10 protein-coding genes and 1 pseudogene are annotated in these 10,921 nt (G+C 69.3%); 9 read left to right on the top strand and 2 right to left on the bottom strand.

The features are described from left to right. A pseudogene (locus ACJ8AT_RS23315) lies at window positions 1-528 on the top strand (FrgA protein); the annotation flags it as partial. 3 nt (window positions 529-531) lie between these two features. On the opposite strand, the gene ACJ8AT_RS23310 reads toward ACJ8AT_RS23315, so the two are convergent. Further along, window positions 532-1,278, bottom strand: coding sequence for a hypothetical protein (locus ACJ8AT_RS23310; protein ID WP_407740025.1), 747 nt, complete (start codon window positions 1,276-1,278; stop codon window positions 532-534). 109 nt (window positions 1,279-1,387) lie between these two features. Between ACJ8AT_RS23310 and ACJ8AT_RS23305 the strand changes: the two genes are divergently transcribed. The 5 genes from ACJ8AT_RS23305 to ACJ8AT_RS23285 all read left to right on the top strand — a co-directional run bounded on the left by ACJ8AT_RS23305 (window position 1,388) and on the right by ACJ8AT_RS23285 (window position 6,119). Continuing rightward, window positions 1,388-1,975, top strand: coding sequence for a hypothetical protein (locus tag ACJ8AT_RS23305; RefSeq protein WP_407740024.1), 588 nt, complete (start codon window positions 1,388-1,390; stop codon window positions 1,973-1,975). 31 nt (window positions 1,976-2,006) lie between these two features. Continuing rightward, window positions 2,007-2,744 carry a 2OG-Fe dioxygenase family protein gene (locus ACJ8AT_RS23300; RefSeq protein ID WP_407740026.1) on the top strand — a complete coding sequence of 246 codons (738 nt, stop codon included), beginning with the start codon at window positions 2,007-2,009 and terminating at the stop codon, window positions 2,742-2,744. Window positions 2,745-2,816: 72 nt separating this feature from the next. Beyond that, window positions 2,817-4,259: a serine/threonine-protein kinase gene (locus ACJ8AT_RS23295; RefSeq protein ID WP_407740023.1), complete on the top strand. Its 1,443-nt coding sequence runs from the start codon at window positions 2,817-2,819 to the stop codon at window positions 4,257-4,259. Between the two features lie 386 nt (window positions 4,260-4,645). Further along, on the top strand, window positions 4,646-5,047 hold the full coding sequence (locus ACJ8AT_RS23290; protein WP_407740022.1) for a hypothetical protein: 402 nt from the start codon (window positions 4,646-4,648) through the stop codon (window positions 5,045-5,047). A 16-nt stretch (window positions 5,048-5,063) separates the two neighbouring features. Continuing rightward, window positions 5,064-6,119 carry a hypothetical protein gene (locus ACJ8AT_RS23285; protein WP_407740021.1) on the top strand — a complete coding sequence of 352 codons (1,056 nt, stop codon included), beginning with the start codon at window positions 5,064-5,066 and terminating at the stop codon, window positions 6,117-6,119. Window positions 6,120-6,127: 8 nt separating this feature from the next. On the opposite strand, the gene ACJ8AT_RS23280 is transcribed toward ACJ8AT_RS23285, so the two are convergent. Continuing rightward, window positions 6,128-7,345 (bottom strand): hypothetical protein, encoded by a 1,218-nt coding sequence (locus ACJ8AT_RS23280; RefSeq protein ID WP_407740020.1) that lies wholly within the window; start codon window positions 7,343-7,345, stop codon window positions 6,128-6,130. Window positions 7,346-7,537: 192 nt separating this feature from the next. Here ACJ8AT_RS23280 and ACJ8AT_RS23275 point away from each other — a divergent pair, with 192 nt between their 5' ends. The 3 genes from ACJ8AT_RS23275 to ACJ8AT_RS23265 are packed head-to-tail and all read left to right on the top strand — an operon-like array spanning window position 7,538 to window position 10,899. Then, window positions 7,538-9,091 carry a sensor histidine kinase gene (locus ACJ8AT_RS23275; RefSeq protein WP_407740018.1) on the top strand — a complete coding sequence of 518 codons (1,554 nt, stop codon included), beginning with the start codon at window positions 7,538-7,540 and terminating at the stop codon, window positions 9,089-9,091. Beyond that, window positions 9,076-10,476 carry a sigma-54-dependent transcriptional regulator gene (locus ACJ8AT_RS23270; RefSeq protein ID WP_407740017.1) on the top strand — a complete coding sequence of 467 codons (1,401 nt, stop codon included), beginning with the start codon at window positions 9,076-9,078 and terminating at the stop codon, window positions 10,474-10,476. The genes ACJ8AT_RS23275 and ACJ8AT_RS23270 overlap by 16 nt, the downstream gene beginning before the upstream one ends. A gap of 15 nt (window positions 10,477-10,491) precedes the next feature. Beyond that, the gene (locus tag ACJ8AT_RS23265; RefSeq protein WP_407740016.1) at window positions 10,492-10,899 is read left to right on the top strand and encodes a VOC family protein; all 408 of its coding nucleotides are present in this window, start codon (window positions 10,492-10,494) and stop codon (window positions 10,897-10,899) included. Window positions 10,900-10,921 lie beyond the last annotated feature (22 nt).

Raw genomic sequence — 10,921 nt, 5'->3', positions numbered from 1 at the left:
GGGCTCTTCGATCTGGAGCCGGACATCTCCAGCGCCGCGCGCGCGGCGGCCTCGGCGCTCAAGCACCTGCCTCGCTTCGACGCGGCGATGCGGAACCTGCGCCAGGAGCTGGCCAACCGGGATCCGCTGCGGCGCTCGCTGGCGTCACGAGCCCTGGGGTCGCTGCATGACCGCGACGCCATCGAGGGGCTGATCAACCTCACCGGCAGCGACGACGAGATGTGCGCCCAGGCCGCCTCCGAGGCGCTGAGAGAAATTACCCGCGCCACGTTCGGCCTGCAGCCGCGCCAGTGGACGGTGTGGTGGGCGGAGAACCGCACGCGCCGGCGTGCGGACTGGCTGGTGGCGGCGCTGCGGCACAAGGAGCTGGACGTGCGGCTGTCGGCCATCGAGGAGCTGAGCCGCGCCCTCAACGACACCCTGGGCTACTACGCGGACGCGCTGGAGAACGAGCGCGAGGCCGCCGTGCGCCGCTGGGAGGCCGCCGCCGTGGATCCGGCTCGGGCCCGGAGGCTCGGCGCGCTCTGAGGTTCAGCGCCACAGCCTGCGAGCAATCGCCCGCGCCAGGGAGAGCAGGTTGGCCGGGGTGAAGCGGAACCACATGCCCACGTAGCTGCCGTTGGTGCGGAACTCCGGGTTGATCGACGCGTAGCGCCGGGCCGCTGGCTTCTCGAAGAAGGCGGGGGGATAGCGCCCCAGCGTCTCGGGCGTCATGTAGATGTTCACGAAGAACAAGCCCGTCTCCAGATTCACCCGGAAGTGGCTCTCCTCGGCCAGCGCCAGGAACGCGTCCCGCACCGCCGCCGTCTCCTCCTCCGAGGCCCGCGGCTCGAACAGGTGGTAGTGCGCGAGCGCCTCGGTGATGGACACGAAGCCGAACACGCTGGCGATGGAGAGCCGGTAGTAGCGAGTCAGCGGATGGCGCAGCTGGTTCCCAAGGAAGAAGGACAGGCCGGAGAGCAGGTGCAGGCCGTGGCGGCGGAACTCGGGGAGGATGCGCAGCTTGCCGCCGAGGATGACCCTGCTTCGAGGCAACTTCAGCGGCGCGGTTCGCCAGAACTGGAACCCGACGATGTCGCCGGTGTCCGTGCGGCGGAACACGTGGACGAGCTCGTTGGCCTGGGCGTGCACGCGGAAGTGCTCCAGGTCCTCGGCCATCAGCCGGGTGGACATCGCGTGGAGCTGGCTCAGCACGGCCTCGGACAGCTCCTCCCGGCGGATGCGCTCCATCCGCACGGGAGGCTGGATCGCGGAGAGGCGGAGCAGGAGTTCGAGCATGGCGCCGCCCCGTTCTACCGCCCTCTGCGCATTCCTCAATCGTCGAAGAGAGCGCCCAGCACCTGGACCGTGCTAGATGCCGCGCTCCCTTTCACCTAGAGGACCGCACATGTTCCGCTCTCTCTCCCGCGTGGCCATCGCACTCGTCACATGGATGCTCGCCCAGGGCTGCACCCTCGCCGTGGAGCAGAGCCAACCCCGCCCCAACATCGACCTGCCCGAGAAGAACGCTTCGCTCGCGCTGGTGATGGATAAAGGGGTAGAGGATCAGTACGAGGCCGACCTCGACGGCAAGCACCCCGTGAACGTGACGGGGTGGCGGGAGACGTTGCAGAACGGCTTCCACAGCGGCTTCAGCTCGGCGTTCAAGACGAACGCGGACAGGGCGGAGCTCACGCTGCAGCTCAACGAGGCGGTGCTGAGCTTCGCCCCCACTTCCCTAGGCCGGCACGGTGGCATCCAGGCCGCCGAGGCCCAGGTCCGCTACAAGGCGCGGCTGCTGGATGCCCAGGGGCGGGTGCTCCGCCGCTCCACCGGGACGGTGTCCTCCAAGAAGTCCGCCACCGACAAGGAGGGGCTGACGACTGTCGCCTCGAGCGCGGTGGAGAGCATGTACGAGAAGATCGCCCAGGACTTCTTCAGCGAGGCTCCGGCGGCGGCTCTCGGGCCTGCGCCCGCGGCTACTCCGGCGCAGTAGGCCCATCATGCCTGCTCGCCCCGCCACGCCCATGAGCCTCTCGCCGCCCATCACTGCTCCCTCCCAGGCCGTCACCGCCCTGCGCGACCGCGGCTATGCCGTGCTCAGCCGCGCCGGCCTGTGCGAGCTGGTGGGCACCCCGGCCGCCGCGCTCGATGCCCTGCGGTCCACCTGGGAGGATCTGCGGCTCGACACGTATCTGCGCGACGGCGGCCACTATCGCTCGCGCCGGCATTCGTGCTTCGTCGTCGAGGGCGCGACCGTCACCTTGGTGCCGCACCGCGCGCACTGGCAGCCCGTCGAGTACAACGCGCTGCACGGAGGACTGGAGCGCTGGTTCGAGCCCATCACCCCGGCCGTCGTCGCGCAGCCGGCCTGGCAGCAGTTGCTGCGAGCGCTCGCGGCCTGCTGCTCCGAGCTGAAGGGGGCGCAGCCGTGGTACGTCGAGGCGCACCAGTTCCGCATCGACACCAAGGAAGGCATCGGCCGGCCGACGCCCGAGGGGGCGCACCGGGACGGGGTGGACTTCGTCGCCGTGCTGCTCGTGGGGCGCGAGGGCATCAAGGGCGGAGAGACGCGCGTGTTCGAGGCCAACGGTCCGCACGGCCTGCGCTTCACGCTGACCGAGCCCTGGTCGGTGCTGCTGCTCGACGACGAGCGGATGATCCACGAGAGCACGCCCATCCAACCGCTGAGCGAGCTGGGACACCGGGACACGCTGGTGCTGACCTTCCGCGCGAAGGGCTTCCAAGGCCCCTCGGGCCCGTGACGTGAGCCTACTCGCGGGGTAGGATGCGGGCGGGTGAAGGGAGCGGCTCGCTCCACCTTCACGAGCCCCACCATGGAGAAAACGCCTCCCTCCCTGCTGAACCCCGCCTGGCTTCCCCCCGGCACCGTGGTGGGAGACTGGCGCGTGGTGGGCTGGGCGGGCCGAGGCGTCTACGGCGCGGTCTACCAAGCCGTGCCGGTGGACACCGAGCACGCCCAGCCCGTGGCCCTCAAGGTGGCGATGCACCCCAGGGATCCGCGCTTCGCGCGAGAGGTGGAGCTGCTCTCCCGCCTGCGCCACCCCAACGTCCCGCGCCTGGTGGACTCTGGCGAGTGGCTGCACTCCAGCGGCGCCGTCTATCCCTACATCGTCATGGAGTGGATCGAGGGAATGCCGCTCTACGATTGGGCGCGGCAGTTTCCTCCCTCGCCACAGCAGGTGCTCCGGCTGCTGGCCCAGCTCGCGCGAGCCCTCCAGGCGCTGCACGCCCACGGCGCCGTTCACCGTGACGTCAAAGGCGACAACGTGCTGGTGCGGAGCTCTGACGGCCACGCCTTCCTCACCGACTTTGGCTCGGGCCACTACCCGGGGGCCGCAACCCTCACGCCGCTCGGCATGTACCCAGGCACCTCGGTCTACCGCGCCCCGGAGTCCTGGCTGTTCGAGCTGCAGTGCAGCAGAGACAGCCTCGCCCGCTATCGCGCGAGGCCGGCGGATGACCTCTATGCGCTGGGTGTCACCGCCTGTCAGCTCCTCACGGGCGAGTACCCGAAGCTGGGAGAGCCCCACAAGGATGAGCGCGGCACCTGGCACGTGGAAGCCATGTTTCCGCGTCCCGCGCTTGGCCGCGTGGAGCCACCGCTGCGCGACCTCGTTCTGCGCATGCTCTCGGTGCGCCCCGAAGAACGCGGCACCGCGGCGCAGCTGGCCGAGGCGCTGGAGAAGGCCGCGGGGCACTCCTCCGAGTTCACCGCACCGAGCAAGGCACCGTCACCGCCTCCCGAGAGTCGCGCTGTCGCCAGGGCCTCCGCCGAACGTGCCAGCCCCGAAGCCCACGCGGACTCCTGGCGGCCTCGGCTCTCGCTGGCGGCAGTGGTTCTGACTCTGGCCACCTGGGCATGGTGGATCAGCCCCAGCAGTTCATGGAGCGAGTGCGGCACCCCACAGACAACGGCCCCCAGTGCAGAACACAGGGACGCAGGCACCTCAGGGCTCGGTGAGGCTGCGACGGTTGTATCCCCGGAGTCCTCTCCCAGCAACGCTGCTCAGGCCATGGTGGTTGAGGACACGCTGCCTGAGCCCCTACCAGATCAGACGCGGCCCAATTCGAAGGGGCGCTGCCCCCACAAGCAGCAGGTCGCTCTCAATGGCGGTTGCTGGGTGGAAATCCCCGTGGAGAGCGAAAAATGCGAGGCGATAAGTGGCCAGATATTCAAGGGCACATGCTACGTGCCAATCTTCCTTCCCGGCCGTGGCCCTCGCCCTCCCACCTCGGGTCCCACCAAAAAGAAGTGATGTGGACGAGCTTTACCCAGGGCTAGGTTTTGGGCATGTCCCGCATATTCCTCCTGGCCCTCTTGCTGTGTGTCCTGGGTCCACTCCAGGGGTTCGCCCAGAGCTCGCCGCCCCCAGGTGCCCCCTCGGCTCCCAATGAGGATCCATCTGATCCCAAGGGAGGCCCCACTGATGATGGCGACGAGAAGAAGCCCAAGGGCGAGATCATCCCTCGGGGGGACACGTCTCCCAGGGGCACGGGGAGAACGAATGGGCGTGCCACAGGCGAGGCCCTGGCAGGGATCCTGCTCGGGGCGGCGGGGGCGGCGCCAGGGTTGATGATGATGGCCGCGCCCTGTCTGACAGATGAGTGCGACAGCAGTAGCAACTCTCAATTTCTCAAGGGCATGGCTTGGAGCAGCGCAGGCTGGACGCTGGGCGTGGGGCTCGGCATCGTGCTGGGGGGCAGCATCGCAGGAGGCGAGGGTGGGTTCATACCAGCGCTGGGAGGGGCCACCGTGGGAACGTTGGTCGCCGTGGCGGGTAGCCTGACCATGCTCGGACTCTCAAGAGCGTTGCTTGCGGCCAACGATTTGCTCGGGCTCCTGGCCGTATACATCGCGGTGCCGCTCGTGAGCATTCCCCTCCTCATCGTGGCCCCCCTGGTGGGCGGGATCAGCTTCTACGAGAAGTCCCACGAGCGAGCCGTCGCGCAACAACAGGTGGCCAGCGCCGGTGTGCGGATGCTCCCGGTCGTCAGCGTGAGCCCTTCGGGTGGGCTCGTCGCGGGGCTCCTGGGACAGTTCTGACGTAATGGAGAAACCGATGGTCGACTGGCAGCCGCTCCTTGCAGGAAGCGTGGATGGCTTGAGCATCTCCGTGGGCGGAGCGTGCGTCGGCGATACGGTCAACGCGCTCCCCTTCAGGGACATCACCCAGGTCTTCCCCAACACCCCGCCGGTGCGGCGCAAGCGCGGCCACGACGCAGCCTCCGACGCGGGGGAGGACGCATCCAGGGACGCTGTGACGCAAGGGTCCCCGCTCGAGGAGGTCCGCAGACACGGCGGGTACGTCCACACGGGAAAGGTGGCCTACGAGGTGGCCAAGGGCCTCATCCGCAAGATCTGGGTCCGTGGTCCTTTCCTCAAAACCCTCCCCTTCACCGAGGAGGCCGACATCGAGCGTCTGCTCGGCCCATCGACAGGCCTCGAGCGAAAGCTCGGCTGGGTCATTCACCATTATCCGGAGCGAAGCTTCTCGGTAGGCTGGCACGCCCGCGAGGGCCGCATCGAGCACGTCGCGCTTGGGGTGATCGACTGGGTGCCTCCCACCTTTGGAGCCAGACAGGTGCTGCGGGAGTGGCTCGAAGGGGCGCACGCGGGGCTCGCTCCCGACTGGCAGGAGCCCCCGGATCGCGCAACGGCCCAGTGGGTGCGCCATGCGCGCGTCCTGGCGCTCTTGCGCGCGTTCGAGCTGGGCTCTCCGAAGGACTTCGCCGATGGGAGCTTCCTCAAGGGGAAGGCGCTATCCACCTACCCGCGTGCGGCCCAAGTGCTGCGGGAGGCTCAAGAGAGGGGCGGCAGCCACGAGCCGGACGCGCTGGGCCGGCTCTTCTGGTGGCTGCTGCTCTACCGGGAGCAGGCCGAGAAACTTCTGCAGTTCAACTCCGGCTGGCTGGTGGCCAGTCATACCGGGCTCCTCACGGCCCTGCAGGTGACAGGGGATGCCAACGAAGGTGTCGCGGCGGCGCTCGAGGAGCTCGAGGCGCTGCTCGTCGAGCTGATCGAGCCGTCGGAGAAGCAGGTGACGGAGCGCGAGTTGATCGAGCGCTGGGGCTGGCCCGAGGTGGACCTGGACGAGCTGCTGATGGACGAGGTGTAGGTCCTGTTTCAGTCGTCGATGCCGTGCGCCTTCAGGGGCTCCCAATCGCTCGGCGCTGCTCGCCGGCAGAACCGCCGGTAGGGCTCCTCTTCCAGCACCTGGCAGAGCCGATCCTCGTGGTCGACGATGATGCCGTCGACCCCCAGATCCAGGACCTTGCGCATGGCGTCCTTGTCATCAAGGGACCAGAAGATGATCTTCTTCGGGTACCCACTCGCCGTATCCCGCGCCACCACCGTCTCACGCAGCGGATTCCACCACAGCGGGAGCGGTGTCGAGATGTCGATGCTCGGCCGGCCCAGTCCCAGGAACGGGAGCCGGAACTCCTGAGCTGTCTTGGCCCAGAAGTCCGGCGGGGCCTCCCGGGGCTGGCTCTGGTGGAGCCCGTCCACGCCGGTGGCCGAGGCCCCGAACCCCGCGTCGGCGATTCCTCGGAAGAGATCGCGGCCTCTCAGGTCGGGCACGCTGAAGAGGCAGGAGCGCGGCTCGATGCCCGCCGCCAGGATGAGCTCCCCGAGCTCTCGCCCGTAGCGGTAGAAGTCCTCTCCGGGCACCTTGTCCAGCTTGCAGTCGATGTAGAGGAACGCCCAGCGGCTCCTCCTCGCCTGGAGGTAGCTCAGCCAGACGCTGGGTTCCGAGGTCTCCAGCCAGCCCGGATAGGGCGGTGTCTCCGCGACCCTCAGCTTGCCCTCGCGGTAGCTGAAGTCCCCCTCGATGGCGTTGGCGCCTTTCTCCAGGGAGCGCTCCACCTGCTCCGGGGTGTTGCGGTTGTGACCGATGATGTAGAGGGGCCTCGGCCCCGAGCGCGTGAGGTGGAGGGTGCCCGACCACAGCGGCACCGAGCGGTCATAGCGGAAGCGGACGCGGACCCGGGTAGGAGCCGCTAAGCGGAAGGCGATGAGCTCACGCTGCCAGTCGCCATGGTCCTGCCCTCGTGTGCTCACGGCCTGTTCCGCCAGGCGCTGCCCGCCCTCGTCCTCCGCAAGCAACGTCCCGACCCGCACTCTCTGGCTGTGCGGAGAGAAGAGCTGCAGCACGGCGGTGTAGTCACCCGGAGGCAGCTGCTGCCAGGGCGACATGAGCAGATCTCCCGGGGCTCCGTTGTCATCCGTCCACATGGGGCCGCGGTGAATGTCCCCGCGCAGCAGGGTGAAGTGGGCCTCCTTGCCAGTGGAGTGCTCCTGCTGGAGCGGAAGCCAGGTTGAGACGAAGCCGCCATGTGCCAAGGGAATCCTCCCGGGAGAAGGCCCCCATCTTACCGCTTACAGACAGGCCATAGGCGCTGGCTATGGATCCATCGCCTGGGCACGGCTTCACCGTCCGGACACGAGTGGCTGCCGTCGATGACCGTCCTGCGGCCGTGGTAGACCTGACAGGAGTGAGCCCCGAGTCCATCAGGCTCGGAGAGGGATGGGCGGATGAACGAGCTGGCATGGCTGAGCCTGGCGGCGTGCGCGGGACAGCTCGCGTTGGCGGGGCTGGCCCTGGCGCGCGTGGGCAAGAGCCCCCTGGCCCTGCCCCTCTCGCTGCTGTCCATCGCGCTGTCCACGTGGAACTTCGCCCACTTCGCCTTCGCCGCCTCCAGCGAGGAGGGCTGGCGGCTCGTCGCCCTCAGCGCCACCGTGATGACGGCCCCCTGCACGGTGCACTTCATCCTCGCCTTCACCGGCCAGCGCCGCCGCTTCGCCGTCGTCATCTACTCCACCTACGGCATCTTCGGCCTCTTCGCCGCCGTGGCCCTGGCCGCCCTGGGCTCGCCGTGGATGGCCGTGCGCGCCACCTCGCTGACCTTCGCCCGCCTCACGGTGGTGCTCGTCACCCTGCTGCTGGGCGCCGGCTGGGGGCTGCTGCTGCTACACCTGCGCCGCGCCTCCCGCCTGGACGAGCGCATCCGCACCGGCCTGCTCCTGCTGGGCCTGGTGCTCCTGGTGGCCCTACCCGGCACGAACCTGCTGGCCGATCTGGACCTGAATGTGCCTCGGCTCGGCACCCTGGGCACCCTGCTGGGCCTGCCCGTCATGGCCACCGTGGCCCTGCGCTTCCACCTGTTCGGCAAGGACCTGTCCAGCGGCACGGCCCTGTACGCGGTGACGCTGGCGGTGGTCGGCGTGCTGGCCTACCTCATCGTCTTCCGCCTCTTCGCCGCCGAGCAGGGCGCGCTGGTGGTGGGCACCGCCGCCGTCACCTTCGCACTGCTGACCGCCGCGCGCCGGGGCGTGAGCGCCTTCGTCATCCAACGCGAGCGCCTGGAGCGCCTGGCCACCCTGGGCCGCTTCTCCGCGCAGATGGCGCATGACTTGAAGAACCCCATCGCCGCGCTCAAGGGCGCCGCGCAGTTCCTCAAGGAGGAGCACGCGCAGAGGCGCCCGTGGGACGACAAGGGCGAGTTCCTGGATCTGCTGCTGGAGCAGGTGGAGCGGCTGGACCGGGTGGTGAGCACCTACCAGCGACTGGGGCGGGTGGAGCCGCTGCCTCGGCCGCTGGACATGAACCGGCTGGTGGAGGACGTGCTGTCGCTCCAGGCCTTCGCCGGCTACCCCAACGTGAAGTTCGAGCGCGCGCTGCAGCCGGCGCTGCCCCCGTGCGCGGGGGACTATGACTTGCTGGCCAACGCGCTGGAGAACCTGGTGCGCAACGCCTGCGAGGCCATGCCCCAGGGTGGCACCGTCATGGTCCGCACTCAGCGTGAAGACTCGGACGGAGCCGAGGTGGTGGTGAGCGTGGAGGACTCGGGCGAGGGCATGGACGCTCGCACGCGCGAGCGGGCCTTTGACGAGTTCTTCACCACGAAGGCCTCGGGCAGCGGCTTGGGGCTGGCATTCGTGCGGCGGGTGGTGGAGGCGCACGGCGGGGAGGTGGCGCTGACGAGCCGGGAGGGGCGCGGTACCATCGTGAGCCTGCGCCTGCCCGTGCACGGGGCGCCCGAGGGCCTCAGCGCCCCAGAAGAAGGAGCACCGTGGCCGAGTCCCTGAAGGGAAGCGTATTGCTGGTGGACGATGATCCCGCGGTGGCCAAGGTGCTCGGCGCGCTACTGGCCCAGGCGGGGCTCACGGTGCACACCACCAAGAGCGGCACGGAGGCGCTGGCCGTGTTGGGGCAGAAGCCCATCGACGTGGTGGTGAGCGACGTGCGGATGCCGGGCATGAGCGGCCTGGAGCTGCTGGCCGAGGTGACGCGCGCCTACGCGGACGTGCCGGTGGTGCTCATTACGGCGCACGGCACGGTGCCCATGGCGGTGGAGGCCATGAAGGCGGGCGCGGCGGACTTCATCCTCAAGCCGTTCGACCGGGAGGAGATCCTCTTCACCATCCGCAAGGCGCTGCTGCGCGCACAGGGTGAGCCCGAGCGCTCCCCGCTGAAGACGAGCGCCTTCGTGGGCCGCGGCGCCGCGATGACGGAGGTGGAGACGCTGCTGACGCGGGCGGCGGGAGGCACGGCGACGGTGCTGCTGCGCGGCGAGTCCGGCACGGGCAAGGAGCTGGCGGCGAAGGTGGTGCACGACGCCAGTCCCCGCCACGGTGGCCCGTTCGTGAAGCTGCACTGCGCGGCGCTGCCGGAGACGCTGCTGGAGAGCGAGCTGTTCGGCTACGAGAAGGGCGCGTTCACGGGCGCGGCCACGCGCAAGCCCGGGCGGGTGGAGCTGGCGCACGGGGGCACGCTCTTCCTGGACGAGATTGGCGACATCACCCCGCACGTGCAGGTGAAGCTGCTGCGGCTGTTGCAGGAGCGGGAGTTCGAGCGGCTCGGCGGCACGCAGACGTTGAAGGTGGACGTGCGCTTCGTGGCGGCCACGCACCGGCCGCTCGAGGAGATGGTGAAGAAGGGAGAGTTCCGGGAGGATCTCTTCTACCGGCTCAACGTGGTGCCGGTGTGGCTGCCGCCGCTGCGAGCGCGGCCGGAGGACATCGAGCCGCTGGCCCGGCACTTCCTGGAGCTGCACGCCAAGGCCAACGGGCGGCAGCCCTTCACGCTGATGGCGGACGGGCTCCAGGCGCTGCAAGCCCAGCCGTGGCCTGGCAACGTGCGCCAGCTCCAGAACTTCATGGAGCGCCTGGTGGTGCTCTCGGATGGGCCCACCCTCACGGGAGAGGACGTGGCGCGCGAGCTGTCGAGGCAGCCGGGGCTGATGCCCACGCCCGCGCAGGTGGCGCCGGCGAGCCCTTTCGCTCCAGCGGCCTCGCCTCCGCCCACGGGGAGCGAGCCGAAGACGCTGGAGTCCCAGCGCCGGGAGACGGAGCGGCAGGCGCTGCTGGATGCGTTGAAGCGAGCGGGAGACAACCGGACGCTCGCCGCGCGGCTGCTCGGAATCAGCCGCCGCACGCTCTACAACAAGCTCGAAGAGCACGGGCTGGTGTGACACGCTCGGCGCGTCATGATCGAGCTGCGTGTCTGCATCGACGTCGATGACCTGGACAAGGGAATCGCCTTCTACACCGAGGCCCTCGGGTTGAAGCTCGGGCGCCGGTTCGGTGAAAAGGCCGCGGAGTTGCTCGGCGCTTCGGCTCCCATCGACATCCTCGCCAAGCCCGCTGGCAGCCTCGCCACCGCTGGGGCCTCCCCACGGGACTACCGCCGGCACTGGACGCCGGTCCACCTGGACTTCGTCGTCACGGGGCTCGACGCCGCCGTCCAGCGGGCCCAGGCGCACGGGGCCACGCTGGAGCAGGACATCAAGCAGCAGGAGTGGGGACGCATCGCCATCCTGGCCGATCCGTTCGGCCACGGCCTCTGCCTGCTCGAGTTCCAGGGCAAAGGCTACGACGCGCTCTCCGGGAGCTGACCCGGCTCGGTGTCCGCCAGGG

The organism is Hyalangium sp., assembly GCF_045802625.1.
Taxonomy (GTDB): Bacteria; Myxococcota; Myxococcia; order Myxococcales; family Myxococcaceae; genus Hyalangium.
This window is presented reverse-complemented; position numbering and strand designations above follow the sequence as displayed.

Excerpts from the sequence above, each read along its gene's own strand:
- ACJ8AT_RS23310 (WP_407740025.1), bottom strand. The coding sequence starts at position 1,278 with ATGCTCGAACTCCTGCTCCGCCTCTCCGCGATCCAGCCTCCCGTGCGG.
- ACJ8AT_RS23305 (WP_407740024.1), top strand. The coding sequence starts at position 1,388 with ATGTTCCGCTCTCTCTCCCGCGTGGCCATCGCACTCGTCACATGGATG.
- ACJ8AT_RS23300 (WP_407740026.1), top strand. The coding sequence starts at position 2,007 with ATGAGCCTCTCGCCGCCCATCACTGCTCCCTCCCAGGCCGTCACCGCC.
- ACJ8AT_RS23295 (WP_407740023.1), top strand. The coding sequence starts at position 2,817 with ATGGAGAAAACGCCTCCCTCCCTGCTGAACCCCGCCTGGCTTCCCCCC.
- ACJ8AT_RS23290 (WP_407740022.1), top strand. The coding sequence starts at position 4,646 with ATGGCTTGGAGCAGCGCAGGCTGGACGCTGGGCGTGGGGCTCGGCATC.
- ACJ8AT_RS23285 (WP_407740021.1), top strand. The coding sequence starts at position 5,064 with ATGGTCGACTGGCAGCCGCTCCTTGCAGGAAGCGTGGATGGCTTGAGC.
- ACJ8AT_RS23275 (WP_407740018.1), top strand. The coding sequence starts at position 7,538 with ATGAACGAGCTGGCATGGCTGAGCCTGGCGGCGTGCGCGGGACAGCTC.
- ACJ8AT_RS23265 (WP_407740016.1), top strand. The coding sequence starts at position 10,492 with ATGATCGAGCTGCGTGTCTGCATCGACGTCGATGACCTGGACAAGGGA.